32 protein-coding genes and 1 pseudogene are annotated in these 25,775 nt (G+C 67.5%); 8 read left to right on the top strand and 25 right to left on the bottom strand.

What is annotated here, in order from left to right:
• Position 1 precedes the first annotated feature (1 nt).
• The 9 genes from ABOZ73_RS07385 to ABOZ73_RS07345 form a co-directional block, all read right to left on the bottom strand.
• Entirely contained in the window at positions 2–634 is a 633-nt protein-coding gene (locus ABOZ73_RS07385) for a chemotaxis protein CheX (RefSeq protein ID WP_369061970.1), read from the bottom strand.
• On the bottom strand, positions 631–1,011 hold the full coding sequence (locus ABOZ73_RS07380) for a response regulator transcription factor (protein ID WP_369061968.1): 381 nt from the start codon (positions 1,009–1,011) through the stop codon (positions 631–633). The genes ABOZ73_RS07385 and ABOZ73_RS07380 overlap by 4 nt, the downstream gene beginning before the upstream one ends.
• 2 nt (positions 1,012–1,013) lie before the next feature.
• Positions 1,014–1,310, bottom strand: coding sequence for a hypothetical protein (locus tag ABOZ73_RS07375; RefSeq protein WP_369061966.1), 297 nt, complete (start codon positions 1,308–1,310; stop codon positions 1,014–1,016).
• Positions 1,307–3,142 carry a chemotaxis protein CheA gene (locus tag ABOZ73_RS07370; RefSeq protein WP_369061964.1) on the bottom strand — a complete coding sequence of 612 codons (1,836 nt, stop codon included), beginning with the start codon at positions 3,140–3,142 and terminating at the stop codon, positions 1,307–1,309. Before ABOZ73_RS07370 ends, ABOZ73_RS07375 begins: the two co-directional genes overlap by 4 nt.
• The gene (locus ABOZ73_RS07365) at positions 3,139–3,969 is read right to left on the bottom strand and encodes a protein-glutamate O-methyltransferase CheR (RefSeq protein WP_369061962.1); all 831 of its coding nucleotides are present in this window, start codon (positions 3,967–3,969) and stop codon (positions 3,139–3,141) included. The genes ABOZ73_RS07370 and ABOZ73_RS07365 overlap by 4 nt, the downstream gene beginning before the upstream one ends.
• Positions 3,966–5,030, bottom strand: a complete 1,065-nt coding sequence (gene cheB, locus ABOZ73_RS07360; protein ID WP_369061960.1) for a chemotaxis-specific protein-glutamate methyltransferase CheB — start codon at positions 5,028–5,030, stop codon at positions 3,966–3,968. The genes ABOZ73_RS07365 and cheB overlap by 4 nt, the downstream gene beginning before the upstream one ends.
• On the bottom strand, positions 5,027–5,431 hold the full coding sequence (locus tag ABOZ73_RS07355; protein WP_369061958.1) for a chemotaxis protein CheW: 405 nt from the start codon (positions 5,429–5,431) through the stop codon (positions 5,027–5,029). Before ABOZ73_RS07355 ends, cheB begins: the two co-directional genes overlap by 4 nt.
• Position 5,432: 1 nt before the next feature.
• Positions 5,433–7,349: a methyl-accepting chemotaxis protein gene (locus tag ABOZ73_RS07350; RefSeq protein WP_369061957.1), complete on the bottom strand. Its 1,917-nt coding sequence runs from the start codon at positions 7,347–7,349 to the stop codon at positions 5,433–5,435.
• A gap of 205 nt (positions 7,350–7,554) precedes the next feature.
• Positions 7,555–8,244, bottom strand: a complete 690-nt coding sequence (locus ABOZ73_RS07345; protein ID WP_369061955.1) for a DUF2490 domain-containing protein — start codon at positions 8,242–8,244, stop codon at positions 7,555–7,557.
• A gap of 209 nt (positions 8,245–8,453) precedes the next feature.
• Between ABOZ73_RS07345 and ABOZ73_RS07340 the strand changes: the two genes are divergently transcribed.
• Together ABOZ73_RS07340 and ABOZ73_RS07335 are read left to right on the top strand one after the other, a co-directional pair.
• Positions 8,454–9,209, top strand: a complete 756-nt coding sequence (locus ABOZ73_RS07340) for a hypothetical protein (RefSeq protein ID WP_369061953.1) — start codon at positions 8,454–8,456, stop codon at positions 9,207–9,209.
• A gap of 99 nt (positions 9,210–9,308) precedes the next feature.
• Positions 9,309–9,914, top strand: a complete 606-nt coding sequence (locus tag ABOZ73_RS07335; RefSeq protein WP_369061952.1) for a TerB family tellurite resistance protein — start codon at positions 9,309–9,311, stop codon at positions 9,912–9,914.
• Positions 9,915–9,948: 34 nt separating this feature from the next.
• On the opposite strand, the gene ABOZ73_RS07330 is transcribed toward ABOZ73_RS07335, so the two are convergent.
• Positions 9,949–10,086 carry a toxin-antitoxin system HicB family antitoxin gene (locus ABOZ73_RS07330; protein WP_369061951.1) on the bottom strand — a complete coding sequence of 46 codons (138 nt, stop codon included), beginning with the start codon at positions 10,084–10,086 and terminating at the stop codon, positions 9,949–9,951.
• Between the two features lie 198 nt (positions 10,087–10,284).
• On the opposite strand from ABOZ73_RS07330, the gene ABOZ73_RS07325 reads away from it, so the two are divergent.
• Positions 10,285–10,626, top strand: coding sequence for a hypothetical protein (locus tag ABOZ73_RS07325; RefSeq protein WP_369061950.1), 342 nt, complete (start codon positions 10,285–10,287; stop codon positions 10,624–10,626).
• Between the two features lie 4 nt (positions 10,627–10,630).
• On the opposite strand, the gene ABOZ73_RS07320 is transcribed toward ABOZ73_RS07325, so the two are convergent.
• From ABOZ73_RS07320 to ABOZ73_RS07305, 4 genes and pseudogenes are all read right to left on the bottom strand, one after another.
• Positions 10,631–12,337 (bottom strand): hypothetical protein, encoded by a 1,707-nt coding sequence (locus tag ABOZ73_RS07320; protein WP_369061948.1) that lies wholly within the window; start codon positions 12,335–12,337, stop codon positions 10,631–10,633.
• 87 nt (positions 12,338–12,424) lie between these two features.
• On the bottom strand, positions 12,425–12,679 hold the full coding sequence (locus tag ABOZ73_RS07315) for a hypothetical protein (RefSeq protein WP_369061947.1): 255 nt from the start codon (positions 12,677–12,679) through the stop codon (positions 12,425–12,427).
• Positions 12,680–12,694: 15 nt separating this feature from the next.
• On the bottom strand, positions 12,695–12,910 hold the full coding sequence (locus ABOZ73_RS07310; protein WP_369062499.1) for a cold-shock protein: 216 nt from the start codon (positions 12,908–12,910) through the stop codon (positions 12,695–12,697).
• A gap of 195 nt (positions 12,911–13,105) precedes the next feature.
• Positions 13,106–13,249: pseudogene (locus ABOZ73_RS07305) on the bottom strand (cold-shock protein); the annotation flags it as partial.
• Positions 13,250–13,628: 379 nt separating this feature from the next.
• Between ABOZ73_RS07305 and ABOZ73_RS07300 the strand changes: the two are divergent.
• The gene (locus ABOZ73_RS07300) at positions 13,629–13,868 is read left to right on the top strand and encodes a CsbD family protein (protein ID WP_369061946.1); all 240 of its coding nucleotides are present in this window, start codon (positions 13,629–13,631) and stop codon (positions 13,866–13,868) included.
• Between the two features lie 187 nt (positions 13,869–14,055).
• Positions 14,056–14,691: a DedA family protein gene (locus tag ABOZ73_RS07295; RefSeq protein ID WP_369061944.1), complete on the top strand. Its 636-nt coding sequence runs from the start codon at positions 14,056–14,058 to the stop codon at positions 14,689–14,691.
• An 8-nt stretch (positions 14,692–14,699) separates the two neighbouring features.
• On the opposite strand, the gene ABOZ73_RS07290 is transcribed toward ABOZ73_RS07295, so the two are convergent.
• The 10 genes from ABOZ73_RS07290 to ABOZ73_RS07245 form a co-directional block, all read right to left on the bottom strand.
• Positions 14,700–14,969 carry a hypothetical protein gene (locus ABOZ73_RS07290; protein ID WP_369061942.1) on the bottom strand — a complete coding sequence of 90 codons (270 nt, stop codon included), beginning with the start codon at positions 14,967–14,969 and terminating at the stop codon, positions 14,700–14,702.
• 100 nt (positions 14,970–15,069) lie between these two features.
• Entirely contained in the window at positions 15,070–15,453 is a 384-nt protein-coding gene (locus ABOZ73_RS07285; RefSeq protein WP_369061940.1) for a type II toxin-antitoxin system VapC family toxin, read from the bottom strand.
• Entirely contained in the window at positions 15,450–15,710 is a 261-nt protein-coding gene (locus ABOZ73_RS07280) for a type II toxin-antitoxin system Phd/YefM family antitoxin (RefSeq protein ID WP_369061939.1), read from the bottom strand. Before ABOZ73_RS07280 ends, ABOZ73_RS07285 begins: the two co-directional genes overlap by 4 nt.
• 75 nt (positions 15,711–15,785) lie before the next feature.
• Positions 15,786–16,481: a type 1 glutamine amidotransferase gene (locus ABOZ73_RS07275; RefSeq protein WP_369061938.1), complete on the bottom strand. Its 696-nt coding sequence runs from the start codon at positions 16,479–16,481 to the stop codon at positions 15,786–15,788.
• A gap of 58 nt (positions 16,482–16,539) precedes the next feature.
• Entirely contained in the window at positions 16,540–18,468 is a 1,929-nt protein-coding gene (gene mdoH / locus ABOZ73_RS07270) for a glucans biosynthesis glucosyltransferase MdoH (RefSeq protein WP_369061937.1), read from the bottom strand.
• A 285-nt stretch (positions 18,469–18,753) separates the two neighbouring features.
• Positions 18,754–18,963 carry a hypothetical protein gene (locus tag ABOZ73_RS07265; RefSeq protein ID WP_369061935.1) on the bottom strand — a complete coding sequence of 70 codons (210 nt, stop codon included), beginning with the start codon at positions 18,961–18,963 and terminating at the stop codon, positions 18,754–18,756.
• Between the two features lie 67 nt (positions 18,964–19,030).
• Positions 19,031–19,261 carry a hypothetical protein gene (locus ABOZ73_RS07260; RefSeq protein ID WP_369061933.1) on the bottom strand — a complete coding sequence of 77 codons (231 nt, stop codon included), beginning with the start codon at positions 19,259–19,261 and terminating at the stop codon, positions 19,031–19,033.
• 63 nt (positions 19,262–19,324) lie between these two features.
• Complete coding sequence (locus tag ABOZ73_RS07255) at positions 19,325–20,305, bottom strand: SDR family oxidoreductase (protein WP_369061931.1); 981 nt, start codon at positions 20,303–20,305, stop codon at positions 19,325–19,327.
• Positions 20,295–20,540 (bottom strand): hypothetical protein, encoded by a 246-nt coding sequence (locus ABOZ73_RS07250; protein WP_369061929.1) that lies wholly within the window; start codon positions 20,538–20,540, stop codon positions 20,295–20,297. The genes ABOZ73_RS07255 and ABOZ73_RS07250 overlap by 11 nt, the downstream gene beginning before the upstream one ends.
• A 195-nt stretch (positions 20,541–20,735) precedes the next feature.
• Positions 20,736–21,152, bottom strand: a complete 417-nt coding sequence (locus ABOZ73_RS07245; RefSeq protein ID WP_369061928.1) for a DUF3597 domain-containing protein — start codon at positions 21,150–21,152, stop codon at positions 20,736–20,738.
• Between the two features lie 510 nt (positions 21,153–21,662).
• Here ABOZ73_RS07245 and ABOZ73_RS07240 point away from each other — a divergent pair.
• From ABOZ73_RS07240 to ABOZ73_RS07230, 3 genes are all read left to right on the top strand, one after another.
• Positions 21,663–22,355, top strand: coding sequence for a L,D-transpeptidase family protein (locus ABOZ73_RS07240; protein WP_369061927.1), 693 nt, complete (start codon positions 21,663–21,665; stop codon positions 22,353–22,355).
• A gap of 189 nt (positions 22,356–22,544) precedes the next feature.
• Positions 22,545–22,862, top strand: coding sequence for a hypothetical protein (locus tag ABOZ73_RS07235; protein ID WP_369061926.1), 318 nt, complete (start codon positions 22,545–22,547; stop codon positions 22,860–22,862).
• 150 nt (positions 22,863–23,012) lie between these two features.
• On the top strand, positions 23,013–23,621 hold the full coding sequence (locus ABOZ73_RS07230) for a PRC-barrel domain containing protein (RefSeq protein WP_369061924.1): 609 nt from the start codon (positions 23,013–23,015) through the stop codon (positions 23,619–23,621).
• Positions 23,622–23,633: 12 nt separating this feature from the next.
• On the opposite strand, the gene ABOZ73_RS07225 is transcribed toward ABOZ73_RS07230, so the two are convergent.
• Entirely contained in the window at positions 23,634–25,772 is a 2,139-nt protein-coding gene (locus ABOZ73_RS07225; protein WP_369061923.1) for a hypothetical protein, read from the bottom strand.
• Positions 25,773–25,775 lie beyond the last annotated feature (3 nt).

Genomic DNA, 25,775 nt, shown 5'->3' with positions numbered 1-25,775 from the left:
CTCAGTCTCCCGTCACGCGGGCGATGAATTGCGCGATCAAGGTGCGCAGGGCCTCCAGCGAGGGCAGGTCCATCAGCATGGCGATGTAGCCACGGATGTCGCGGTCGTTGATGGAGAAGTTGATGTAGAGGAACAGCACCACGCCAGCGTCGCCCTGCCCCTCGCTGTCGAACAGCACCAATCCGTCGCCCCGAATGACCTCGGGCAGGGACATGGACAGTGGCTGCTGCAGCATGTTGGCCATTGTCGCCAGGCAGCTGTTGAGGACCACATTGCCGGTCTCGGCCAGGGCCTCCTGCTCCATCTCGGCGGTCTCTTCCGGCGACAGCGCGCCGCCGGTCACCGCATGGACGAGCGACAGGCTGTTGGCCTGTGGGAAGATCAGCAGGGCGCGCCCGGAAAACACGCCGCTGAAGTCCTGGAGCACCGCCACCAGCTCGCCCTGCTCGCGCTCTCGGATCAGGGCGGCGGCGCTGTTGCGCGTCACCACCTCCACCGACGGCACCGACAGCAGGACCTGCTCGCCGACCATCTTGCGCAAGGACGCGGCGGCGCGGCTGACCCCGATGTTCACCAGCTCGGTGAGGGCGTCGCGCTCCAGCGGCTCCAGCTCGATGCGGCCTTGTGCGATCACTGGGCGGCCCGAAGCCGAAGGGCCGCGCCGGAGACGAAGCCGCGCAGGCTGTCCTGTGTCACCGGCTTGGCGATGAAGGCCGCATCCGCAGCGCGAGCCCGGGCGATGATCTCGTCTTGGATGTTGGCCGTGGCGACGGCGATCGGCATTTGCGGGAAGCGAGCACGCATGTCCTCCGCCAAGGCGAGGCCATCCTTGCCCGGCATATTGTAATCCAGAATCGCCAGGTCGATCTTTTGCTGGCTGATCACTTCGAGCGCTTCTTCGGCGCTGGAGGCCTCAACGCGCACCCAATCAGGCTGCAGTGCGTCCAGAGCCTTGGCGACCACGATGCGCGCCAGCTTGCTGTCGTCCACGATGAGAACGGTGTTCCCCATAATCAGTTGCTCTCCTCGGGCGTTCTGTGAGCCTGTTCTATAGCCTGTGAAAAATGGCCTGTCCGTTCGGCGAGGGCCGGAGCGACAAAGGCGCGCGTGAAAGGATCGAGCGCCTCGCCGGTGAGCGGCGCGCCGAAGACGAGCAGGGCCTGGACCACGGCGCCATGCAGGCCTTCGCAGGCCGACAGGTCGACCTCGGCGATCCCGCCTTCCTGCAGCGCGGCCGCGACCGGTTCGGCGTCCTCCACCCGGCAGACGCCCTGAAGGCGAAGCGTGGTTCCGTCCCGCACGATTCTCATGACGCCAGGGCCTGCGTATCGAGGACCAGCATGGCCGTTCCATCCGCAGCGGCCGCCCAGCCGATGAAGCCGGGCGCGCCAGCCAGAAGGCCGGTCAGGGGACGGACGGAGGCGTCTATGCGGCCGTGCACGGCGTCCACCGCCACCGCGCCGCCGGCTTCCAGAAGCACGACCTTGGCGCTATCGGCCTTCGCCCGCGCCGCACCGAGCCTGTCGGCAAGATGGGTCAGAGGCGTCAAGCGTCCAGCGACGTTCACGACCTGCGCCCCCGCTTCAAGCGATGCGCTGATCGTGTGCGACAGTCCCGCCAGGGGCAGGGCGTATCGCGATCCTGCACAGCTTACGACCGCCAGGGGCGTCAGCATGATTGAGGCTGGCATGATGAAGGTGACCGTCGCGCCTTTACCCTGCTCGCTGCGGATCTGAACGCGTCCGCCCAGTTTGCCGGCCGCCGTGCGGACCGCGTCCATGCCGACCCCGCGCCCCGAGACGGAAGTTGCTTCGCGCGCGGTGGTGAAGCCGGGGTGGAAGATCAGCTCGATCAGGGCCTCGTCGCCAAGGCCCGTGGCGGACGCGACGTCGATGAGGCCGCGCTCGATGGCGCGTGCCCGGATGGCTTCCAGATCGATGCCCCTGCCATCGTCCTGAATGTCGATCGCCACCTCGGCGCCGAGCCGACGGGCGATCACGCGCAGCGTCCCGGTAGCTGGCTTTCCCGAGGCAGACCGTAGTTCCGGCGACTCCAGGCCGTGGTCCATGGCGTTGCGCAGGACGTGCAAGAAGGGATCGGCCAGGCCTTCGACCACGGCGCGGTCGACTTCCAGCGCACCGCCGGAAATGCTCAGGGCTGCGGGCTTGCCGAGCGTCTCCGACAAGGTTCGAACCAGTCGCGGCAGGCGTTCGAACAGTCCCGACAGGGGGACCAGCCGCGCCTGCCCCACCGCACCCCGGATCTCGTCCGACAGGCGGGCGACGCGGGCGAGGCGTCCCGACAAATGACGGCCAAGTTCCATTCCCCCTGGCAGACGCGCCACCGCCTCGGCCATGTCGGCCAGTCCGCTGCGGGCGGCGGTCAGCTCCTCGGCCAGTCGGGCCATCTCGTCGAGGCGCTCGACCGCCAGACGCATGGTGCGCGGCCCCGCTGTATCCGCCGAGGCGTCGGCAGCTGACGTCTCCTCAGTCGCGGCGGTCTCCATGGTCACCTGGTCGATGACAAAGGCCAGCGCCTTGCGGATGGCGTCGGGCGGCGCGGTCGAGGCGGCCTCGATGACCAGACGGCAGCGGAAGGGATCGTAGAGGCCGGAGCCGTGCGGCTCGCCAAGGTCCAGCCGCAGCTGCGTCAGCTGGGGTACGGCGGCGATGATCGCCACCGGATCGTCACCCGCGAAATAGGCGTCGGGGCGGGGGACGTAGCGGATCTGGGTGACGGCGCCGGCTGTCGTCGGCTGCGCCGGCGCGGCCCCCCCGACGGCGGACAGGGCGCTTTGGGCCTGGTCGGCGGCGTCGGCGGGCAGGGCCCCGTGGCTCGCCAGGTAATCCAGCCAGGTCTCGGCAAGATCGATGATGCGCAGCAGGCCCGCCAGTTCTGCGGGCGGCAGGCGACCGTCGCGGCGCGCGGCGTCCAGCCGGTCCTCGGCGGCATGCAGCATCTGGCCCAGCGGCGCCAGATCGAAGAGGCCCGTGGAGCCCTTGAGCGTGTGCACCGCTCGGAAGCAGGCTTCGAGCGCGGCCCTGTCGTCGGGGGCGCCGGCCAGGCGCTCCAGGGCTCGGGCCGAGTCACGGCACTGATCACGCCCCTCGATCAGAAACTGCTCGAGCAACTCGTCGATCATGGCGCCGCCCGCTGATAGACGGTGGCGTCCTTGAAGCGACGGGTGACGAAGCGGTCGCTGATCCGCGCCATCGCCTCGCTGTGGCCCAGGCAAAGATAGCCGCCGGGGGCAAGGCGGTCATAGAGGTTGTCGGCCGCCTGGCGGCGCGCGTCCTCGTCGAAATAGATCAGCACATTGCGGCAGAAGATGACGTCGAACAGACCCTGGGACTGCAAGCTGGCGGCGTCGATCAGATTGGCCTGGGTGAAGGTCACCAACTCGCGAAGGTCGTCGATGATCTTGCGGCGCTGACGGCGGGCCGGCTCGAAATACGCGTCGGCCACAGACTGGGGCAGGCGAGCCAGGGCGCGCTCCCCGTAGAGGCCGGCCTGGGCGGCGTCCAGGGCGTCGGTGTCGATGTCGGAGCCGACGATCTCCACGTGGTAGGCGTCGACCATTCGCCAGTTCTCAAGCAGCCAAAGCGCGATGGAATAGGCTTCCTCGCCCGTGGAGCAGGGGGCCGACCACAGCCGGATCTTGTCGCCGGGGCGCCGGGTGGAGGCGATGTCGGGCAGCAGATCGTTCACCAAGCAGGCGAACTGGTGCTCCTCGCGATAGAAATAGGTCTCGTTGACCGTGAAGGCGTTGATCAGCCGCTCACGCTCGGCCTGGTCGCGTCCCACCCGCCCGAAATAGTCGCCGAAGGTCTGGTCGCCCAGGGCGTCCATTCGGTCGAAGACACGCCGTTCCACATAGTAGCGGCGGGACTCATCGAACCGCATGCCGGTCCAGACCAGAACCTCGCGGCAGACCGCCCGCAGTTCGTCGCGCGTCAGGTGCTGGGTCATGCCGCCGCCACCCAGTCGATGATCTGTTCGGCCATCGCCTCGGGATCAAGCACGGCGCCGGCGCCGCCCTTGCGGACCAGGACGCCGGGCATGCCCCAGACCACGGCGCTGTCTTCGGACTGGGCGATCGTGCGTCCGCCGGCGGCGTGCAGGGCGGCCAGCTGCGCGGCGCCGTCGTCGCCCATGCCGGTGAGCAGCACGCCGATCACGCCGCTGGACGGCAGGCAGGCGAGCGCCGAGGCGGCAAGCCGATCGACGCTGGGATGCCAGCGATGGGTCGGGTCGGCGGGCGCGGGCATGGCCACCAGGGTCTCGCCGCGCCGTGAGACGATCATGTCGGCGTCGCCGCGCGCCACATAGGCGCAGCCCGCCTCCAGCGGCATGAGCACATCCACTTCGCGGACGCTCAGGGCGCAAAGCCCGTCCAGACGACGCGCCAGCGAGGCGGTGAAGCTGGCCGGCATGTGCTGGGCGATGACCACCGGCCAGGGCAGGTCGGCGGGCAGCCCCGCCAGGACCGCTTCCAGGGCCGGGGGGCCCCCGGTCGAGGCGCCGACGATGATCAGTCCGGAGCTGGAGGGCTCAAGCCGCCGCGCGGACGCGTTGAGCGGGGCTGGCGGCCGCGCGCGCATCCGCAGGCGCTCGCGCAGGCGTCGGCTTTTGGCGGGGCGTGTCTTGGCCGCGGCCCGGACCTTGTCGATCAGGATCGGCGCCAGCTCATCCACATGCAGGCTGGCGGGACCCGACGGCTTGGGCATGAAATCGACGGCGCCCAGCTCGAGCGCCTGCACAGTGGTCTCCGCGCCTTGCGAGGTGAGCGAGGAGACCATGATCACCGGCCGGGGCTGTTCGACCATAAGTCGGTCCAGGACCTGTAGGCCGTTCAGGCGCGGCATCTGCACGTCCAGCGTGATCACATCCGGCGCGAAGGTTCGCGCCATCTCCAGGGCCTCGACCCCGTCGCGGGCGAAGGCCAGCTCGAACCCTTCGGCCTCGGCCAGGATCTCTCCCAGAACCCGGCGCATCAGGGCCGAGTCATCGACGATCAGCACCTTGATCACGAGGCCGTCGCCCGGGTCTGACGCCAAGCGTCTTCGAAGCACTGGACCAGCGCACGCGTCAGATCGTACGGCCGCGCCTGACCGTCGATCTGAAGACTGCAGGCGGCGTCGTCCTGCGCCATCTCCAGCGCATCGACGCGCTCGACGGCAAGGGCGGCGGCGGGCGAGACGAGTGAGACGATCCGTGTGGGTGTGATCGAGGCGGCGGCGGGATCGACCAGGCGCGCCAGGTCGATCACCGGCGTCAGTTCGCCCCGAAGCATAGCCAGCCCCAACGCCGCCGCCGGGCCGTTCGGCAAGGAGGTAAGCTCGGGCATGGCGGCGATCTCGCGCACCTGGGCGACATCGATGGCCAGGCGAAGGGCGCCTGTCTGGATAAGGAGGCGTCGGGCGGAGGCCATGTCAGGCGGTCGGCGCGGCGAGGGCTTCGGCCAGCAGGGCGATCTCCTCGATCGCCGCCGCCAGGTCCTCGGCGCCCCGCGCCTGCTGACGCGCCGCGCCTGCCGCCTGAAGCGCAGCGCCACCGGCCTGGTCTGCGGCGGCGGCGATCTGGCTGACCCCTTGGGCGACCTGATCGACGGCCTGCAGGATGTTGTCCGCGCCCCGACCGATCTCCTCGGCGCCGGCGAGCAGGGTGTCGATGTCCTGCGCCATGAGGCCGAGACGGTCGAGGACGGCGGCGTTGCGCTCGACTTCGGCCTCCGCGGCGCGGGCCACGGTCTCCAGATCGCGTCGGACGCGACCGCTTTCGAGAGCAACGTCGTCCACCAGGTCCTTGACCTCATCGGCGTTGCGGCTTGCCGCCTCGGCGAGATTGCGCACGTCGGCGGAGACGAGCTTGAACCCGCGCCCGGCCTCGCCGGCGCGCGCCGCCTCGACGGCGCCGCTGGTAGCCAGCATGGTGGTGCGCAGGGCGAGCAGCGTGACGGCGTCGCTCGACTTGGAAATGCGCCGCGACTGGTCCTCCAGGACGTCCACCAGAACCACGACCGCGTCGGTCTCCTCGCGAGCCAGACGGACGGCGGCGATCATCCGCTCGATGTCGCTGCGGCTCTTGCGCAGCAACTCGCGCATGGCGCCAGTGCGCCGGATGTTGGCCGCCGCTCCTTTTCCCGTCGACTGGGTGGAGCGGCGGATCTGGTCCATGGCCGCCGAGGCTTCCTGGGTGGCGCTGGCCTGGGACTGAGCGCCCCGATTGATCTGGTCGGCCGCCACGAGAATCTGGCTGGCCGAGCCTGACAGCTCCTGAACGGTGGCGGACAGCTCCTCGGCCGCCACGGAGATCGCGCCCACGGCCTCGGGCGAGACCGAGCCGGCGGCGATCTGGTCGGTCATTCGCGCCAGCTCGGACGCGGCCTGTTCGCTCTGCTCAAGGGAGTAGGTCTGCTGAGCGATGGCCGACTGCGCCTGCGCTGCGGCGGCCGCCTGCTCCTCGGCGGCGGCGGCGGTCACCTCCGCGCCGCGGCGGGCCTGCTCGATGGCGGCGGCGGCCTCGATGGCGGCGGACAGCACCAGTTCGCTATCATGGCGCATCGCCGTCAGGTCCGTCGCGACGTCGGCCAGGACGCCGACGACATCCTTGCCCCCCTCGACCTCCCGGGCCGAGATGGCCGCGGCGGCTTCGAGGCGGGTCGCGATCTCCTTGATCCCGGTCACGATGGAGCGGCTGACGCCCCCGATATCGCCGGAGCGTCCCTGCGCCGCGTCGGCCAAGGCGCGGATCTCCTCGGCCAGGATCGTGAAGGCCAGGCCCGCGTCGCCCGCCCGATCGGCTTCGATCGCCGCATTGAGGGCGAGCAGGTTGGTCTGCTCGGCGATGTCTGCGACCGCGCCGATCAGCCCGCCGATCCGCTCGGCGTGAGCCTCCAGCGCGCGTACGACTTCCACGCTCTGGGTCTGGCGGCGCGCGTTCTGGACGACGGCCTCGACCGACGCGGTCACGGCCACGCGTGACTCGGCGGCGAGCTCTTCGAGGGCGCGGGTGCGGTGGCGTGCCTGGTCGGCGCGGGCGCGGGCCTGTTCGAAGGCGCCGGCCATCTCCCCGACCGCGGCTAGGGATTCTTGAGCCGCGCCGGCCGCTTCTTCAGCACCCGAGGCGATCAGGTTCATGGCCTGGGTCAGTTCGGCGGCGGCGCCCGCCGCCTGGGTCAGGCCGCCGGCCAGCTCGAGGGTCGCCGCGCCGATCCGCTCCCTGGCGCTGCTGGTGCGCGCCGCGCGACGGGGGGGCAGAGGCTGGGGCGCGGTCGGGGTGGCGGGCTCGATGGGGTCGGACTTCGGCGCGGGGCGGTTGGCCAGGGCCGTCTTCTTCACAAGAGCCATCAGAGCCTCCGCGCCAAGGCCAAGCCAGCCTGGGCGGTCCATAGCGCAGCCAGACCGGTGCGTGCGTCGACTGTACGACGGACGGATGGTTTGTGAGTGAACATCTTCGCCGCCCCCGCGACGCTCGTAACACACACGAGCCGCAACTGAACGCAAAGCTGCGCCTTGGGTTCCTTCCTGGCGATGCGGGTGGGAGGGGCGGGCCTCAGAAGCGGGTGAAGAGGTTCACCGCCAGGGTGTGGTTGGACTGGTCCGGTCCGTCGCGGAAGACGGTCTGGTTCAGATAGCCGGGCTCGATCGTAGCCCCCGACGCCAGGGGAAGAGATACGCCGACGAAGGTGCGGGTCTGATCAAAGCCCGACTGCTGTCCAAAGTCGGTGTCGTTGAGTGAATAAAAGGTCTCGTTCCAGACCAGGGCCTGGACCTTGCCGGCTTGCGGCAGGTTGAACGCCGCGCGCACCTGCTGGCGAACGCGCCATCCCGTGCCGTCGCGGCCTTCGAAGAAGCGCTGCTCCAGGCGCGTGCGGCCGGTGATCGTCATCTTTTCGTTGCCGACGAAGCGATAGCCGACCTGCTCCCAGGCGCGATGCTCGTTGGAGCTCGCGCCGCCCTTGGGATCGGTGCGGACATAGGCGTAGCCGCCGGTGAGCGACCAGCCGTCCTGCAGCTTGTAGGTCACGCTGGGGCGCAGCAGCATCTGGCCCAGATAACCGGCGTCATCGTAGTAGCGAAGGTGCGCCTCGCCTGCGGCGTCGATGTTCGGCGACAGGGCGAGCGTGCCGGTTCCAGACAGCCAGGCCTGGAAGTCCTCGTCAGCGGCGATGGCCGGCGGGGCCGCGAGGGCGGCGGCGAGCATGAGAGAGGCGGACGGGGCGAAGCGAAAGCGGGTCGACATGGGCCGCCTTATGTCGGTCGATGCGCTGCGGCTCCAGTAAGGAAGCATTGCCGAAGGCGCGCCTGCATTTCTGCGGAACGCCTTGCTTCGTAAGGAATCGTTGCCCGAACTCCTGTGCAGCGAACCGCCCGGGAGCCGCCTCGTTAGCCCTTCTGGCGCGCTCACGTGCGCCCATCAGACGCCACGCGCTCACCAAGGAGGAAAACGACATGGGCAGGACCATCACGCGGCTGTTCGACAGCCACATCGAGGCCCTCGAGGCCGTCTCCCGCCTTGAGGCCCAGGGTATCGCGCAAAGCCGCATCAGCCTGGTCTCCAACAACGCCGACAAGTGGCACGAGGGTCATGTCCATCCCGAGACGGGGCCCGGCGCCGGCGGCTTCGGCGACTTCAACAACGATGGTCGCAACGACACCGCGCAGGGCGCACGCAAGGGCGCGACGGCGGGCGGCCTTGTCGGTGGCGGCGCGGGCCTTCTGGCCGGCCTTGGCCTGCTGGCCATTCCGGGCCTTGGTACGGTGGTCGCGGCGGGCTGGCTGGCGGCCACGGGCGCCGTTGCGGTGATCGGCGCGGCGGCCGGCGGCGCGGCTGGCGGCCTCTTGGGCGCGCTCAAGGAAGCGGGTCACAGCGACGATGAGGCCAACGTCTATGCCGAGGGCGTGCGGCGCGGCGGCACGCTCGTCAGCATCAAGGCCGATGACGACGAGATCGCCGCCGTCGAGGGCGTGCTCAGCGCTGGCGGCGTGGACGCCTCCATCCGGGGCGAGGACTACCGCAAGAGCGGCTGGCTGAGTTTCGACCCCTACGGCGCGCCGCTGAGCCCTGACGAGATCGGACGTGAGCGGGCGCTGCGCGATGAGGCCCGCAGCTTCTTAGGCGGCGGCATCTGTGACGAGACCGCAGCGGACGAGGGGGATCGCCGCAAGGCGGCGGCGGCCATCGAGCCGCTGAGCCGCAACTATTAGTATGCTCGCCCGGTCGTATCGATGCGGCCGGGCGGCCCTTGCGGATCGCCGCCGAAGACCCAAGCTTAAGGTTAGGGGGCGCTTCACCGTCAGGACGCCATGAAGCTGAAACGCCAACTGAACGTGGTGCGCCGTTCCATTCGCGCCGAGCAGGACCGCTTGGCGCCGGACGACGCCAAGCTTGGGTTGCTAAAGCGCCTGCGCCTGAGTCTCAAGGACGCCCTCGCAGCGAGGCCCAAAACCGCTACCGCTGATGCCTCGGCCAGGCCCGAGCCGGCTGCCGAAGAACCCGAGTCGCCCGCGATCTTGTCCGACACAGTCGTCATCGAGGGGCTCGCCGCCGCCTGCGCCATGATCGCCTATGCCGACGGCTCCATCACCCCGGCCGAGCGCGGCTCCATGCTTGAGCGCCTTAAAGAGGTGTCCGGCCTTGGAAAACTCGATACCGAGGACTTTCTTCAGGCCTTCGAAGCGGCCGAGCAGGCCTTTGACATTGACGGATACGCGGCCCAGCGCTCGGCTGAGGCCAAGGTCGGCAAGCTAGCGGCCGAACCCGGCGTCGCGGCGATCGTCGCCCACACCGCCGCTGGCCTGGCGATCGCCGACGGGACCCTGGCGCCGGAAGAGCACCAGGCCGTTCGCCGCCTATTCTGCCTGTCGGGTCTCGATCCCGAAGCTGCCGACGCTGCCTTGGCGCAGGCCTAGAGGCCGTCTGGCCCGTCGATGATCTTCGTCTGGTTCAGGCTAAGACGGTGCTTTCGAGGGTCTGCCTAGCGGCGCGGTCAATCACGTCCTCCGCCCACTTGGCCAAGCTCTTGCCGGAAATCTCCGCGGCCATTGCGGCTCTGGCATGCACATCCTTGCCGACCCGAACCATGAGTTGGCCTGAGTAGGGCTTGTCGGGCGTCTTGCCGGCTTGCGCGCAGTGCGCAGATAGTCGTCCACCGCTTCTCGGAACGCCGCCTTGAGCTCACTGGCGGTCTCGGCATGAAATCCGATGACATCGCGGGTGCCGGCGATATGGCCGACCAGGATTTCGTCTTCGGAATCGTATTCCACGCGGGCGGCATAGCCCTTGTACGACAGCGCCTTCATGGCCTCACTCCAATCTTCACAAGGAAGTCTCGCGCGTCTCGACCTGATAACGCTTGGCCTCTTTGGCCGGGTGGGGACGTTGGAACGAGGCCACGATCCCCTTGCAGATAAAGCGGACCCGAAAACCATCGCCTTCGCTGACGTCGCACCCGGCCGCGATGAGCAGGCGTTCGATGTCGGCCCACGCGAGTGTTCACGAAACCGGATTTCGGAAGACAGCCGCCAGCACCTTCGAATGCTGGCTATTCATGCGAGCAACCGAGTTCGCCACGATGTTTTTTGCAATCACAATGTGATTGCATGCTTTGGCCGGCGACCTTAGGCAACTAGAGTCCGAAGACCTTCATGAGCGCGTCGACGGCGCCCTCGACGCCACGCCGGACCTGGTCGCCGTGCCGGCCGGCCATGGGGGCCTCCTCGACGATAAGCACCCCGTCGCCAGCCGCCACCCGATCCTTCAGGAGCGGCTCGCGCCCAAAGAAATATGGCCAGAAGGTCTCGGTCCGGGTCACCGAATAGGCCAGGTCGGTGGAGAAGCCGACGACCTGATCCTGGCCCAGGATCCGCCCCCGCTCGGCCCTCTCGACGCGGACGCCGCGGCCGCCCTGCAGCACCAGGCGGGCCGGGCCGTGGAAGACCAGGAAACGCAGTTGCATGGTCAGCCAGGCGTTGAGCGACAGCAGCCGCCAATGGGCCGTCACGCGCAGGCGTTGACCGATAGGCTTGACGACGGCGGCCAGGGCGCGAGGCTGCAGCACGCATGACGCGCCCGGCGGCAAGGTCAGCACCGTCACTTCCGAGAACGGATCACGGACCGCCGAGACCCCCGTCACCTCGCCTTCGCCCCGGATGCGGGTGAGGAAGGTCAGGCCGGCGGCGATGCTGGTGATGGGATGGGAAGCGTCGAGGAGCCATTGGGTCGCCTTTGCGCCGGCGTCGCTGGTGCTTTGCAGGAAGCCGTGGCGCACCACCAACTCCTCGCCGCCCGCCAGGCGGACGCTGACCGAGGCGGCCGAGCGCTCCGCCATAGGGATCACGACTGAGGACGCGTCGTCTCCGCCGATGCGGATGCGAGGGCGGCGCATGGCTACCGGGGCCAGGACGAAATAGCAGAACAGGCGGATCAGGTAGGGCGCGGCGATGATGACCGCCAGCGCCGCGGCGGCCCGGCGAAGGGCGTCGGGCAGGTGGACGCGCTCCGCCCAAAGCGACAGCTTCTGGCCCCAGGTTCCCTCGGCTCCGACTCGCTCCCTGGCGATCCAGGTCTCCACCTCGGCGGTCACGGGTCCGATACGGGCGTCAGTCCAGCCCCGCGCAGCCGCGTAGGATTTGGCCGCTGCGTCCTGCAGCCCCTGCGCGGCCAGTTGTCGTTGGTCAGCGGCCCTTGAGCGGGCGCAGAGCTCTTCCCGGCGCTGCGTCAGATCGCCAAGCCGGTCGCGGTCGTAGAGGCCAAGGGTGGCCTTCACCTGCCATCGCGCCTGGGCCGCTTCCAGCTCCAGCCGCGCGGCCCTGCACGTCGAGCGGGCCTGGTCGGCCGCCTGTCTGGCGTCGTCGAGGTCGAGGCTGAGCGCGGCCAGGGCGTCGCCCTTGATGATCCGCTCGCGCGCTGCGCTCAGGCCGGCGATCTCTGCGTCGCGAAGCTGAATCTCGAGCTCGGTGCGGCCGTCCTGGAGCAGGGCGTCGGTCCTGCCCGACGCCAAGCTGACGGCCTTGTCGCTGATGGAGCGTCGGCGCCCTTCCGCTGCAGCTTTCTCCTGCCGGGCCTCGGCGAGCGCCAGATCCAACTGGGCGAGACTCTTGGTGCGGGCGTCGGCGCCGATCGCGTCCAGCCTCTGCTGGGCGAGAACACGTTGCGTCGCCAGCGGGGCGACCACCTGCGTCTCCAGCCGCTTGGCGGACGCCAACTGGCGGGCGGGATCGCGCCATTGCGACTGAAGCCAGGGGACGACGAAGGCGCTGGCCAGAATCGCCGCGACGAGCGCTGCATAGAGCGCCGCCTTGCCGCCCAGCCACCCGAGCACGCGCTTAAGCACGGACGATGAGCTTAAGTGCAAGCATGGTGCAGCCTCATCAGGTTCTAGAACTGTGAGATGCCTGTAAATCTAGTCATGCAGCCGCGCTCAACCACCAATGCGGCGGGCTCGCACCTTGCCGGAGCCGGAGCGGAAATCCTCGGCTTTGCCGAGGCGGGCGCCGCAGGAGACGCAGCGGACAGCATCCTCCGGCGCGAGATCATCAGCGACGAAGAAGGCCGCGCCGCAGGGTTTGCATTTCCACTGCGGCGCGCTCTGCGCCGGAACCGCGACAGGCGCGGCTTCCGGCGGCTTGGGCGTCGTCTTCAGTTTGAGGATCGGACGACGCGGAGCTTCAGTCATGAGCTGGCGCTGGCCTTAGCCGACGCGCAGGTTCACGGCCGAGGTCTTGCCCGAACGGCGATCGGCTTCCAGGTCGTAGGTGACCGATTGACCGTCGTTGAGGCCGCGCAGACCGGCGCGTTCCACGGCCGAGATGTGCACGAAGATGTCGGCGCCGCCATCCGAAGGCTGGATGAAACCAAAGCCCTTGGTCGGGTTGAACCACTTCACCACGCCCGAGCCCGAGCCCAGCGAGCCGCTCTGGCCGCCGCCGTAACCGCCGCCGAAGCCGCCGCGATCACCGCCGAAGCCGCGGTCACGCGGGGGGCCACGGTCGTCACGACCGCCGCCGAAGCCGCCGCGCTGACGCGGGGGGGCCGCCGAGGTGACCTGGATGTCGACCGCGTTGAGCTTGCCCGTGCGACGGTCCTGCTCGACTTCGAAGTTGACCTGGTCGCCTTCGTTCACGTTGTCGAGGCCGCTGTTATGCAGCGCCGAGATGTGGACGAAGATGTCAGCCGAACCGTCGTCCGGAGAGATGAAGCCAAAGCCCTTGGCCGCATTGAAGAATTTAACGACGCCGTGCGCCATGGGTGCTCCACCGGACCGGCCGCCTATAGTCAGCTCGGACCGTATTTGTTCAAGTTCAAGACCACGCGGCGGCGATGTCGACCAAGGCCGCACCACCGCGCGCATATCGCTGTAGGCAGACGGGGGCAAAATCGCAAGCGGGACTAGCGCCATATCCGTTCGTCGGAAACAGAACGTCATCATTTGGACACGCCCCGACGGGGTATGCCTGCCGTTTCGAGCGGTCAATCGGCCTTGGGGCGGCACGTCCAGACTTGCCAGAGGGCGTTCCGCGGCTAGGCATCTTGGGGCGGCGGCTGCGGCCGATCGTGAACCTTTGCCGTGGATGCGTCTTACACAGGGGATCTGCGCTCAAGCGGCGCTACTGATGGAGCTCCTCATGACCATGCGAAAGACCGGCCTGGCGATAACCCTAATCGGCGCGGCGGGCCTGCTGATGGCCTGCGGCGATCAGTCGGACGGCGGGACGCAGCGCACCAAGGGCGACATCAAGGAGGCCGTGGGCGACGTGACCGGCGACAAGAGCCTGCAGCGCGAAGGCGAGAAGGATCAGGTGGTCGGGGGCGTCAAGGAAACCGTTGAGGACGCCAAGGACGCCATCAAGGACGATCCGAAGTAGGCGGCGCGCGGGCGGTGCGGTCCCTCGGCCGGCGCCGCCGATCGCCCCCGGTGTGCTTTTCATCGCACACCTCCAAAGCGCGTACGGGCTATACATCAAACGCATATTGCAGTTTTACTGTACGGACGTATATCACCGTTCACGGCTGTCCGATGGCGGAGGCCGTTGACCGGAAAGCTCAAGACCCATGCACGCCTTCACCCACGCCGCTTCGGGCTTCATCGCCCAGCACAGCGCCTGGGCGGGACTGGTCCTGGGGCTTCTGACCTTCGGCGAATCCATGCTGGTGATCGGGGCTTTCCTGCCGGCCACCGCGATGCTGTTCGCCGCCGGCGGCCTGATCGCCACTGGCGTCCTTGATCCCGTCCATGTGATCGTCTTCGCCGTCGCTGGCGCGATCATCGGCGACGCCGTCTCCTACGCTCTTGGCCGGTCGCTGGGAGAGCGGGCGCTTTCCCATCCCTGGCTGGCGCGTCACGGAGCCATCGTCGACCAGGCGCGGCATGCGACCGCGCGCCATGGCGTGATCGCCATCTTCGCCGGACGGTTCGCCGGTCCGCTGCGGGCTTTTGTGCCGGTGCTCACCGGGGTGGCGGGCATGCCGCCCGTGCGCTTCCATCTGGCCAATGCGGCCTCGGGCGTGGTGTGGGTCGCGGCCTTCCTGGCGCCAGGCTATCTGGCTGGGCGCGGCGTCAGCATGGCGGGGCCGATCGGTCTGCGTTCGCTCATCGTCCTGGCGATCGCCTTCGCCGCCGCCCTGGCGCTCGCGGCGCTTATCGCGCGGCCGCCCGCACGCCGCGCGCGCCCTTGCGAGACCTTCTAGAGCACGCGTCAGGCCGCGTCGGTCGCCTTGCTTGCAAGGATCGTGAACAATGCGGCCAGCGAGGTCCCGTTGCTCGGAGCCGGCGCCTGTCGAACCTCGACCTTCGTCGCATAGGCGCGAAGCAGGCCTGAGCGGTTCTGGTTTTGAGCGGATGGCGCCGGCGCCTTGGCGCGCAGGGCTACGACGCCGCCGTCTTCCGTGGGCAGGTTGTCGAAGACGCGGTAGTTGAGATCGGCCTGGCCGATACGGTCGAAAAGGCTCTCTACGTCCCGAAACATGATGGTTCTCGAACGAGGCGCGCCTGAATGGCGGGCCTCCGGCCTCCATGTACTCAGTCGGGATCGATCGCGCAGGTCCGTAGAAATACGGTGGCGAAGCCTAGCGAGCGGACTCCAGATCGGTCCTGGCGAAATCCTCACCGACGTAGAGCAGTGGGCAGTCTCGCTGCTTTGCTATCTCATAGGCGAAGCAGTCGCCGAAGTTGAGCGAGGCGGGATGGACGCCCTTGCGCCACCGCTCATAGGCTTGCGCAACGCGTTGCGCCGAGCTGCGCGTCACCTCGACAATCTCAAAGCCCAGGCCGTCTATGAGGCGAGCCATCTGCTCCCCAAGGTTTCTGCGCGCAGCGACGATGAGCGCTTCAGCTACCGTTCCCGCCGAAATCACGAGTTCGAATTCTGTCTCAAGGGCTTGGGCGCAGGCATCGGCCTCGGCTTCATTCAACAGGATCGCCATGAGCGCCGAAGTATCGACCACGATCATTCAGGAAGGCCATCATCGTCGTAGAGGAAGTCCTGGCTACGCGCGGCGCTGGGGCCCGCCTTACGCGTCAGCATCGCCGATCGCCTGACGGACTGAAGCAGCTTGCGCCGCGCTGCCGCGTCAGACGTGGGCCGGACGGGGACCAGGCGCACCGCAGGATGACCGTGGCGCGTCAGAATGACCTCATCGCCGGCCTCGGCTCTGCGGACAAGATCGGTAAGTTGACCCTTGGCGTCGGTGACCGAAACGCGCGGCATCGAAGTCTCGCGATGGATAGAACATCGAACTGAAAAAGGGACCATTCAATGGTCCATCTCTAGCTGGATCTCCTATCAGACGCTCGTCAGGAACCGCCGCAGCCAGACCGCGACCCGCTGGCGGTCATCCTCGCCCGCCAGGGAGCCGATAGCGGCGTCGGCGAAGTCTTCGTCGATCCGTGACCCGCGCCGGCTGGCGATGAGGGCGCGGGTGTAGTCGGCGTCGAACTCCGGGTGAGCCTGCAGGGACAGGGCGCGGCGGTCCGGATAGGCGAGAACAGCCAGGGGCGTGAAGGCGCTGGAGGCGACGACCTCGGCTCCTGGCGGCAGGGACACCACCTGGTCTTGGTGCGAGACCGACAGGCTGATCGACGCGGTGCTGTCCATCCATGGATAAGCGCGCTCCACCTCATAGGTGTGCAGGCCCACGCCCCAGCCCTTGGGCGACTTCACCACTTCCCCGCCAAAGGCCTGCGCCATCACCTGATGTCCGAAGCAGATGCCGACCATGGGCGCGGCGCCGGACGCCTCGCGCAGAAAGGTCGTCAGATCGCCGATCCAAGGATCGGGATCATAGACCCCCGCCGCCGAGCCGGTGATCAGCCAGCCATCGCATTCGGCGCCGTCGCTAGGCAGCTGGCCGGAGCGCACGTCATAGACGGTGGTCGGAAACGCCGGACCAAGCATCCGGCGCATCATCTCGCCATAGCCGCCGAAGCGATCGACCAGGGCTTCGGGCGGCGCGCCCGTCTCGAGAATGCCAAGCTTCATGAGCGTTAGATGGACCTTTGAAGCGCGTCGGCAAACCCCGACCTCAGCGTCGACGTGATCAGGCCGTCAGCGCCTGCGCGGCCGAGCGGTAGGCGCGCCACCAGCGACGGGCCAGGGGCGCGGGTGGGCTGGGGTGCGCGGTTGTGACCACGGGACGGCCAGCGCGGGCGCGCGCCCGGTCGAGCTGGTAGATTTCCGCGGGCCCGCGCATCAGGCGTTCGATCTCGGCGCGCATGGGGGCCTCGGCGTCATAGGCGGCGCGAAGCTCGCCAGCCCGGCGCACGATGGCCGGCACATCGCGCTCCTCCGGCGTGGTCAGCAGGCCAAAGCAGGGCGCGAAGCCCGGATTGGACAGGGCCATGGCCAGGGGAGTGGAGATCACAAGGCCCAGATAGACCGGCGCCGACCACCACAGCATCACCGGGTCGATGGCCAGGACGATGGCGGCGGCGGCCAGGCCGATCATGATGTGACCGCGATGCAGGCGCCAGGCTTCGCGGCGGCTCAGGCGGCCGGGGTCACGGCTCTGCGTCGACCAGCCGGAATCACGCCCGGCCAGGACCTGCAGCACCGAGGCGCTCTGCATCAACATCAGCACCGGAGCCACCAGGGTCGAGCCGACGATCTCGAAGAGCACGCTCAGGCCGTAGCGACCCGCGCCGCCGAAGGCGCGACGCTCGGCGCTGTCGGACAGGGTCAGGATATTGGAGAGCAGCTTGGGCGCGATCAGCAGGGTCATAGTCGCGGCGAACAGCCAGGCCGCGCCGCCGGAGCCGCTGATCAAAGAGCCCGATCGGCCGTTCATCCACACGCCCGCGCCGGCCAGCAGCATCAGCAGCCACAGCGGCGAGGTGGCGTAGGACAGGATGCCGCGCAGCAGGTGGACGCGGCTGATCCAGTGCAGGCCGGCCGCGCCGAGCACGCCTGCATGCTGCAGGTTGCCCTGACACCAGCGGCGGTCGCGGATGGCCATGTCGAGGATGGTCGGGGGCGTCTCCTCGAAGCTGCCGCCCAGGTCGGCCGCCAGTCGCACCTTCCAGCCGCCGCGGCGAAGCAGGGCGGCCTCCACGAAGTCGTGGCTCATGATCAGGCCGCCGAACGGCTTGCGGCCAGGCAGCTTGGGCAGGCCCGCGCAGCTGGCGAAAGCGTGCGTGCGGATGATGGCGTTGTGGCCCCAGTAGTTGCCTTCGGCGCCGGACCACCAGTCCTGACCGGCGGCGATCATCCGACCATAGGCGCGCGACGCGAACTGCTGCAGCCGCGCGAACGGCGTCTCGGCGTTGACCAGTTCAGGCGAGGTCTGCAGAAGGCCAAGCTCGTCGTCGGCCTCCATGCGCGCCACCAGCTCGATGAGGGTGTCGCCGCTCATCAGGCTGTCGGCGTCGAGCACGACCATCGAGGTATAGGCGCCGCCGAAGCGTTCCACCCATTCGGCGATGTTGCCGGCCTTGCGGTCGGTGTTCTCCTCGCGGCGGCGATAATAGATCGCCGGGGTCGACGGCAGCTTGGCCCGCAGGCGGTCGACGCCCGCCAGCTCGGCGTGCGCGGCGGCCATGTCGCGGGTGTCGCTGAGGATGAACATGTCGAACAGCTCGGCCACGCCGCGCCGGGCCAGGTCCTCGGTCATGGCCTGCACCGCCGCCAGGATGCGACCGGGGTCTTCGTTATAGACGGGCAGAAGAATTGCGGTGCGGGTGAACAGGATCGGCTGCGGCCGGCCGCGACGTGACGCGCGGCGATCGCGCAGGCGGACCATGAAGCCGGCCACGGCGCTGACGAAGCCGAACGCCACCCAGGCGAACAGGATCGAGAACAGGGCCAGCGCGATGAATTCGACGGGTCCAAAGCCCTGACGGCTCAGTTGGAAGGCGGCCGCCGCTACGCCCGCCAGGGTGAGGACAGCGAAGGCGGCGAAGAGGACTCCGCGTCCGCGTCCGGAGCCCGCGATCGGCGCCGCGGCGCCGATCTTCAGATCCTGAGCTGGCATGGCGAGCGGCGCCTCTGAGGGCAGACGGGACTCGATACGTGACGTCGTCAAAACCTGTGCACCTCGAAGCTTGGCCTTGCCTTTGGCCCGTCGTTCCAGTCGACGCAAACCCTTTAGGCCAAAGGAAGTTCAAAGGTGCGCGGACGAAGGATTGTCCCTGTGTCCCTAAACGCCGAGTCCGCCCGCTTTATGGACAAGATGGGGCCATGGTCGGGCAGCGTGGCCATAAGATGGCGAACGCTGTTGCAATGCAGCGCCGATCATTGGCGCCGGCCCCTAACGTCCTCAGCGCTTGGAGGGGGTATCGGCGGGGACCTCGCCCTGCGGTGTCTGTTGCGCGGCTTGAGAGGGCTTGGAGGCTTCCACTGCAGGGTCGCTGGTGGCTTGCGGGGCGACCGCAGGCGTTGTTCTCTCCGAACACGCGCCGGCGAAGGTGATCGCCCAGCAAACCGCGATGGACAGCAACAGCAGCCGTTCTATGGGCGAGCGGGACATGGCTATTCTCCAGACGCTGCGAAGCTCGACCGCGACCGAACGCTCCTTTGCGAAGGAATGGCGTGGATCAACGATCGGTCGTCGCTGGCGTCGAGGCTGCGCTCGCAGGCGCCCGAGCGCTTTCGACCTGGCTGAGCCCCGCCGTCACGCCGTCGGCAGCGTCGTCGCCCGGACGGGCGATCATAACAATCGCGAACACCAACAATGCAAGGACGACGATCGCCCAAACATAGGGCCGGGCGGGGCGCCGCGCTTTCTCGATGGCTTCGCCTTGGCGGCGGGCGGAACGGCCTTGCATGATGGTCTCCTCTGCCAGGTCAACCGTCGACCAGCGCGGCATGTTCCCACCGGCGATGGATTTCTATGCACGCCCCTTCACGGATGATCCCAGCCAAAGCGCGCCCAGACCGACGACCGCCAGGACGGCCGCGGAAGTGGCGATGAGGCGACCAGACTTGGATCGATAGCCGCCTTCGACTGCGCCGCCCACGGAGGGCGAGAAGAGATTGCCTTGGGTGGGTGAGACCCTTGGGGCAGCGGCGAAATAAGACTCAAACCCCAGCCGCATCATCCGCATCGTCAGTTCGGGGCTGACCGCATAGGCCGCTCGCGCGACAAGCGTCATGCCCCGACCAACGACCGTGTGTGGGCGAGGACGTTCGGCAGCCGCCACGATCGCTCGCGCCACCGCCTTCGGACCGACCAGGGGAGGCGGCGGCTTGATCGCCCGTCCCGTAAAATTTGCGCCGTGCGCCAGCCCGGGCGTGTCGACGAAGGTTGGGAGGACGTCGCACACATGGATGTGAGGGCTTGCCGCCAGCTCGCCCCGCAGGGATTGCGACAGCGCCCGCAATGCGAACTTGGTGGCGCTGTAAGCGCCGGCGTAGGGCGCAGGCACGAACGAGCCAAGCGACAAGGTGTTGATGAGGACGCCTTCGCCTCGAGCTTTGAAGTATCCGATTGCGGCATGCGCTCCGTGCATTCCGCCGATGAGGTTCGTCGCTACGATCTGTTCGTTGGCGGCCATCGGGGTTTCGTCGAAGAGGCCAACGGCGCCCACACCGGCGTTGTTCACCCAAACATCAACGGCGCCGAACGCTTCCACGGCGCGGGTCAAGACGGCCTGGGCCACGTCGGCTACGCTGATGTCGCCCACCACGGTGATGACCGCCGCGCCATGTTCGCGGCAGGCTGCGGCGGTCGCCTCAAGTCCGGCCTCTCCGCGAGCGGTGAGCACCAGCCGCGCGCCTTTGGAGGCGAAAAGTTCCGACGCCGCTCGCCCGATGCCGCTGGAAGCGCCGACGACGACGACCGTCTTGCCCGCGATGCGGTTAGAAGCCATAGCCGCCGCGGTTCTTCCTGGCTGCGGCCGACACACCGATAGCGGCGCCAACAAGGGCGGCGACCCCTGCGCGGGTGTGCTTGTTGGTCGCCAGGATCAAGCCTGCCCCAACGACCGCGAAACCCAGTCCCGCCGCAGCCAGCCGTGGCGATGCAGCGACGCGGTCGGCAGCGGGGCGCAGCTGATCAGGCGCGCGTTGCGCCAAGGCTTCGAGCGATTGAGTGAAACGGGCCATCAATGGCCCTGTCTCACGAGGCGCGGCCGGGTTGCGGGTCTGAACAGGCGTTGAGCGCCAAGAGGAGCCAAGGAGCGAAGACAGCGACACGGGTGAAGTCCTCCAATTAGGGTGTCTGCCGTCAACGTCGCCCCTGCGCCTTTGATCCCATAAAAGCCGACCGCTCACCGGCGTCGCTCTGCTGCAGACCGCCGATTAGTCACGAAGGTCCGCGGGCACCTTGCCGCCGTTGTCCGCAAGCTTCTTCATGACCGCCTTTTGCAAGGCGATGTTTTGTTCGGCGCTCCCGTCTTGACCAGCACGCACGCCTAGTTCCTCGGCCAGGTCTTTGCGAGCCGAAAGACTGGAATCGAGGTCAAGCAGCTTGAGGAGGTCGACGATTGATGTTCGCCAGTTGCCGCCTCCACCCTTGACCTGGGCAAGTTCGCTCAGCACCGCTTCAACGTCGACCTGCTGAGGCGCAGCGCTCTGCGCCGCAGGCGCGGGCGAAGGCGCGGCGGCTTTCGTCACCGGCGTTGGAGCGCCCACCGCCTGCTGCTGCGGCGGTGTTGCTTGGGACTTCTTGCTCTTGTGGTTGAAGATCTTTTCGAGGATTGAACTGAAGAGGCCCACGTGCTGCTCCTTGGCTTGGAATGACGCTCTAAGAGCGGCCGAGCAAATCCGTTCCCGCGACGAAGGCGTCCCCACGGCTTGGGAACCCATGCATGGCGTGGGGCGTCTAGGCTGAGCGCCGCCTCCGCGCGCGGCCGGTCACAGTCTATTTCCAATGCGTTTTCGCGCCTTGCTTCTCGTGCTGGCGATCTTGACCTGCACAGCTCCCAGCGCGCCCTCCTGGGCCCAGCTGCCCGCGGCCGAACCCAAGGCCGAAGAGACGCCTCGAGACCCCTACGGTCGCGACAGCCCTCGCGGACTAGCTGAGGGCCTGATCTCGGCGTTAGCCGATGAGGACTACGCTCGGGCGGCCAACTACTTCGACCTTGGTCGCCTCCCGTCCGCTCGGAGGCAAGCACAGGGTGCAGCGCACGCGCGCCAGCTTCAACAACTGCTCGATAGCGGCGGCTCCTTGGCGCCCTTCAATCGCCATCTCGAACAATCCGCAAGGTGCAGTCTCCAACGTCGATCATGAGCGGTCTTATCCAGTACGCGGTCTTCAATCCCTACTGGAACGTGTCCGAGGACATCGCCCAAGACCGGTACGCGCCCTTGGCGGTGCGCGAAGGGGCCGGCGCCATCGACCGGCTAGGCTTTGAGGTCCTCTCCGATTGGACCGCAGACGCTGTGGTTATGCCCTCGTACCACGTCAATTGGCCTGCGGTCGCAGCGGGCCGCGCCAGTGTCCGGATGCGCCAGAAACCTGGACGCGACAATATGATGGGCAAGGTCAAGCTGATGCTGCCCAATCGGCTTGGCATCTATCTGCACGACACGCCGGACAAGAGCGTAATGGCTCACTCCCAGCGCGCCCTAAGCGCGGGCTGCGTTCGCCTTGCGGACGCGCTAGGCCTGGCGGGCGATCTGTTGGGCCAGGCGAGGCCGTTCAACGGCGCCCAGCCCGAGACCCGCTCGCCTTGGCCGAGGCCGCATCTGCGCAAGCCTGAAAGTGTGTGCTCCCACGGACCTAAGGCGACCGAGCCCAGTTTCAAGGAAGGCTGTTTCAGCTGTTATTCCCTAGCCTCGGCTCGCCGGTTTGAACCGGCGAGCTCTTTTCCAGGGAAGCCGCGGAGCCGCTGCGCCCGCCGTCATGGTGACGTCGGCCGAAGAGGCTCACGATGCGCGATGGAAGGTCGATCTATTCTTTGGCGAAGCGCGCGCTAGACCAAAAGACGCGTCGTCTTCCGGAGCTCACCCTGGCGCAGCGCCGTAAGGTTTTTCCCAAACAGCCAATTTGGACCTGGTTAGACGATCCGCCGGTCAAGACCATGCCAAGAGCTGGCCGTTCAGTCGTGCGGGCCGCCTGGCAGGCGGCAGCCAAGCTGGGCGCAAAACTGCGCCGGGCGCCTCCAGATGCATGAAGGCGCTCAGATAATCGTCTGGCCGCGTCGTGACCTGGGCGGCGACCGCCCGGTGGTCGCCAAAGATATTCAGTCGCTGCTCGAGCGCATCGATCAGCCTGATCTTTGCTACCGTATCTTCGACGAGCCGCTCGGCCTCGAAGCTACGACGCCGGCGCCGCTCCGCAAGAGGCCATCGATCTCGGCGGCGGCGGCTCTCCTGGCCAGCCCTGGAATTTTGCGCCGTTACGCTGTGACAGCGGCGTCGGCTCCTGGATATAGGGCCACGTCTTTGGCGCGCCTCTTCATCGCCTGGCGGGCTGCGCTTTAGCGCGCGCGGCCCGCGTCACGGGAACAGGCGTCCGACGACGACGGTTTGGCTGGCTATGAACCCAGCACCTCATCGATCTAACAGCCGCCACGCCATCCGCCGCCCGCGGCGCGCCCACCCAGCGTTGCGCGTCGAGCATATGGCCGCCGCATGTCCCTGAACTCTGCCGCAGGGTGGATCGCGCCGGCCGCGACTATGGTCGCCGCTGTGATGACCGCATCAAATCTCGGCGCGCGTGTAACGGGCGCGGGCTTCGTGGTTTTCCTCATCGGCTCGCTGTCGTGGGTTGCGGTGGCGTTATCGAGCGACCAGCAAAACCTGCTCTGGACCAACGTCTTTCTCACCCTGGTCAATGCGGTGGGGATTTGGCGTTGGCTCGGTCGTCAGGCCCGCTACGAACGTGGGGGCGCCGCAGCTAGTCGTAAGAGCGCCGCCTCGCGGGCCCCGACCCTGTTCGCCGCCGCCGGCCTGGCGGGGCGGAAGCTCCTGGGACGTGAAGGCGAGCCGATTGGCGGCGTCGTGGACGCCATGCTTCGGTGCGATGAGCTCTCGACGAGTTATGTCGTCGTGCGCGAGGGCGGTGCGGCCGGCCTGGGTGAGCGCCTCCATGCGTTGCCGGTGGCCGGTCTGCGCGTCGTTGAAGGTGGCGTCAGGTGCGGCCTAGACGCCGAGGAGCTTGCGCGTCTACCGTTGCTTGGCGCCGAGTGGCCGGCGCAATCGCCGCCCGCCAGCCAAGGCCGCAGCAGCCAAGACAGCTAAGCTCTCAGGCGTCTAGGTCCAACTGAGTATGAGGCGGCCGTGGGCCGGGACGCGGTAGTCGATACGATCGTCGCGTATCGTCCGAGGCTCGATCACATCCCCCCAAGCAGACTTCAAGGTTGGCGTGGGAAGCTTGCGTCTTGCGAGGCGCACAAGACTGAGGTCAGCAGGGCAAGTCTCCCCGCCGTCGAGCTGAATGTATAGCGCCCGCTCACCGGTCCTTTCACTGGCCCGGATGAACTGATTGCAAAACAGCCTGAACGGCGCGCCATCGACCACGTGCTGCGAGCGCGTCGCGAAGATGAACGCAGCGCCGCAGCCATAGATCTCCTGCCCGATCTGCCCCGCGATCTGACCATCGCCATAGAGGTCTTCAAGAGGAAACGACAGTGCGCGGTCGATCCGCCCGCTCTGATGTTCGCTCGCGAGCATGTCCGGCGGCAGCTGGTCCGGATAGTAGAACCACGCGCGATGCAGGGCGTACTTGCAATACTCGGAAACCAGCATGCGCACCGCGGGCTCCAGATCCGGACCGCTGTCGGCGAGGTAGAACTGGAAGGCGGCGAAGGCGTCAAAGCACTCGTAGATCGCCATGTACGGCGCATCATGCAGACAGGTGACGCCCAGGAAGTTTGAATAGTGTTCGGCGTGGCCGATCTGCGATTCCCACATCTGCGAATTATGGAAGAAGCTGGCCAGGTAGACGTAGCTTTGGGCCAGGTACTGGCGATCATTGGTGATGCGCCACAGCCGAACGCAGGCGGCGGCTCCCCAGGCGGTCAGGTTGGCCTGGTACATCAGGTCGAAGCGCATCGCTCGCGCGGCGTCCAGGGCTGCTCGAGCTTCTTTCACATACTGCGGCTCACCGGTGAGCTGATGCATCTGAAGCATGACGTACGCATAGATGCCGCTGACGTCGGTTTGGCCCAGTCCGTCGTCGTTGCGCGCCTGGGTCTTCACGGCGAAGTCCTTGACGTCATACATGATTGGCCAGACGTACTTGAAGTGATGCGCCGCCTTGATGCCGTAGTCGACGCTGCGCTGCAGGAGATCCTTGGCGACCTCGTCGCCGTCCAGCGCCAGGCGTCCCAGATTGAGCAAGGGATGATAGTAGTACCAGGCGTCGACAGCGTCGGCGTCCTTCTCCTTGCCCACATTGGGAAGGTAGCGGCGCAAGGTCTTCAGCTTGGGATCATAGAAGCGCTCCATTCCCGCCATGAGCCGAGCCTCCAGGGGCACAGCTTCTCCGCGCCACTTGCCGTAGTCGTGCAAGGCGGCGACGACCGACATCTGAACCATTGCGTCGGGATACTCTCCGTCCACATAGGGCATGACGTAGAGGTGGTCGTAATGACGCCGCGTGGCGGCAGGCGCATCGGTCAGATCCTGCAGGGTTTTCTCGGCGCGCCACACCCAGTCACGGTAGTCGGGATGGGGCGGCTTTAGCGCCTTGTAGGCGACACCCAGCATCTGCAGAAACTGGCGGGCCATTTCACGCTCGTGATCGGCGGCCCAATCCCTGAACACCAAGATAGCGTCTGAGACCACAACCTCCTCGCCTTCAGCCAGGGGCTTTGGCGGCTCGTCGCCGCTGGTAGGGGGCGAAGGGGTCAGGTAGCCCAGCTCTGGCCACTGTCCGCCGACCGTGTCCTTGGGCGTGGTTCCAGTCGCTCGATAGAAGGCGTTGAGCGCCGTGAAGTTCTGAAAGTAGAGAACGTTCCCGAAGTTTGGGCCATCATGGCGAAAGTACAAAAGCCCGCTGTTCACCCCGCGCTGCGCCGCCTCCACCTGGCCGGTTGCGCCGGTGGGATCATCACGATCATCAAGCGGATAGAGGTCGCGCGGCACGTACGGCAAGACCAGAGGCTCAGAAGGGGTGAGCCTCACTTCCACGCGCAATCGGTGCAGGTCGTCTGCGCTGGACGTGAACGTGACGCGATGGCGGCCCACGGAGCTGTCGACATCCACACAAAAGGCTACGCCGTCATCAGGGGCGATCTTGCGACAGGTCAGCTCCACGCCGCCGCCATATACGGCGCGAAGGGCCACGCCGCCGCGGCCGGCCTTGCGGACCAAGGCCCAAAGACTGTCGCTCCCTTGAGCGACTTCCACCTCCAGGTCCCCAAGATCGAAAGCGCCCAGGCGCTTCATGGC

It is taken from the genome of Caulobacter sp. 73W (assembly GCF_041021955.1).
Classification (GTDB): Bacteria; Pseudomonadota; Alphaproteobacteria; order Caulobacterales; family Caulobacteraceae; genus Caulobacter.
This window is presented reverse-complemented; position numbering and strand designations above follow the sequence as displayed.

Excerpts from the sequence above, each read along its gene's own strand:
- ABOZ73_RS07380 (WP_369061968.1), bottom strand. The coding sequence starts at position 1,011 with ATGGGGAACACCGTTCTCATCGTGGACGACAGCAAGCTGGCGCGCATC.
- ABOZ73_RS07375 (WP_369061966.1), bottom strand. The coding sequence starts at position 1,310 with ATGAGAATCGTGCGGGACGGAACCACGCTTCGCCTTCAGGGCGTCTGC.
- ABOZ73_RS07370 (WP_369061964.1), bottom strand. The coding sequence starts at position 3,142 with ATGATCGACGAGTTGCTCGAGCAGTTTCTGATCGAGGGGCGTGATCAG.
- ABOZ73_RS07365 (WP_369061962.1), bottom strand. The coding sequence starts at position 3,969 with ATGACCCAGCACCTGACGCGCGACGAACTGCGGGCGGTCTGCCGCGAG.
- ABOZ73_RS07355 (WP_369061958.1), bottom strand. The coding sequence starts at position 5,431 with ATGGCCTCCGCCCGACGCCTCCTTATCCAGACAGGCGCCCTTCGCCTG.
- ABOZ73_RS07350 (WP_369061957.1), bottom strand. The coding sequence starts at position 7,349 with ATGGCTCTTGTGAAGAAGACGGCCCTGGCCAACCGCCCCGCGCCGAAG.
- ABOZ73_RS07345 (WP_369061955.1), bottom strand. The coding sequence starts at position 8,244 with ATGTCGACCCGCTTTCGCTTCGCCCCGTCCGCCTCTCTCATGCTCGCC.
- ABOZ73_RS07340 (WP_369061953.1), top strand. The coding sequence starts at position 8,454 with ATGGGCAGGACCATCACGCGGCTGTTCGACAGCCACATCGAGGCCCTC.
- ABOZ73_RS07335 (WP_369061952.1), top strand. The coding sequence starts at position 9,309 with ATGAAGCTGAAACGCCAACTGAACGTGGTGCGCCGTTCCATTCGCGCC.
- ABOZ73_RS07330 (WP_369061951.1), bottom strand. The coding sequence starts at position 10,086 with ATGGTTCGGGTCGGCAAGGATGTGCATGCCAGAGCCGCAATGGCCGCG.
- ABOZ73_RS07315 (WP_369061947.1), bottom strand. The coding sequence starts at position 12,679 with ATGACTGAAGCTCCGCGTCGTCCGATCCTCAAACTGAAGACGACGCCC.
- ABOZ73_RS07300 (WP_369061946.1), top strand. The coding sequence starts at position 13,629 with ATGACCATGCGAAAGACCGGCCTGGCGATAACCCTAATCGGCGCGGCG.
- ABOZ73_RS07295 (WP_369061944.1), top strand. The coding sequence starts at position 14,056 with ATGCACGCCTTCACCCACGCCGCTTCGGGCTTCATCGCCCAGCACAGC.
- ABOZ73_RS07290 (WP_369061942.1), bottom strand. The coding sequence starts at position 14,969 with ATGTTTCGGGACGTAGAGAGCCTTTTCGACCGTATCGGCCAGGCCGAT.
- ABOZ73_RS07285 (WP_369061940.1), bottom strand. The coding sequence starts at position 15,453 with ATGATCGTGGTCGATACTTCGGCGCTCATGGCGATCCTGTTGAATGAA.
- ABOZ73_RS07280 (WP_369061939.1), bottom strand. The coding sequence starts at position 15,710 with ATGCCGCGCGTTTCGGTCACCGACGCCAAGGGTCAACTTACCGATCTT.
- ABOZ73_RS07275 (WP_369061938.1), bottom strand. The coding sequence starts at position 16,481 with ATGAAGCTTGGCATTCTCGAGACGGGCGCGCCGCCCGAAGCCCTGGTC.
- mdoH (WP_369061937.1), bottom strand. The coding sequence starts at position 18,468 with ATGCCAGCTCAGGATCTGAAGATCGGCGCCGCGGCGCCGATCGCGGGC.
- ABOZ73_RS07265 (WP_369061935.1), bottom strand. The coding sequence starts at position 18,963 with ATGTCCCGCTCGCCCATAGAACGGCTGCTGTTGCTGTCCATCGCGGTT.
- ABOZ73_RS07260 (WP_369061933.1), bottom strand. The coding sequence starts at position 19,261 with ATGCAAGGCCGTTCCGCCCGCCGCCAAGGCGAAGCCATCGAGAAAGCG.
- ABOZ73_RS07255 (WP_369061931.1), bottom strand. The coding sequence starts at position 20,305 with ATGGCTTCTAACCGCATCGCGGGCAAGACGGTCGTCGTCGTCGGCGCT.
- ABOZ73_RS07250 (WP_369061929.1), bottom strand. The coding sequence starts at position 20,540 with ATGGCCCGTTTCACTCAATCGCTCGAAGCCTTGGCGCAACGCGCGCCT.
- ABOZ73_RS07240 (WP_369061927.1), top strand. The coding sequence starts at position 21,663 with ATGAGCGGTCTTATCCAGTACGCGGTCTTCAATCCCTACTGGAACGTG.
- ABOZ73_RS07235 (WP_369061926.1), top strand. The coding sequence starts at position 22,545 with ATGCATGAAGGCGCTCAGATAATCGTCTGGCCGCGTCGTGACCTGGGC.
- ABOZ73_RS07230 (WP_369061924.1), top strand. The coding sequence starts at position 23,013 with ATGTCCCTGAACTCTGCCGCAGGGTGGATCGCGCCGGCCGCGACTATG.
- ABOZ73_RS07225 (WP_369061923.1), bottom strand. The coding sequence starts at position 25,772 with ATGAAGCGCCTGGGCGCTTTCGATCTTGGGGACCTGGAGGTGGAAGTC.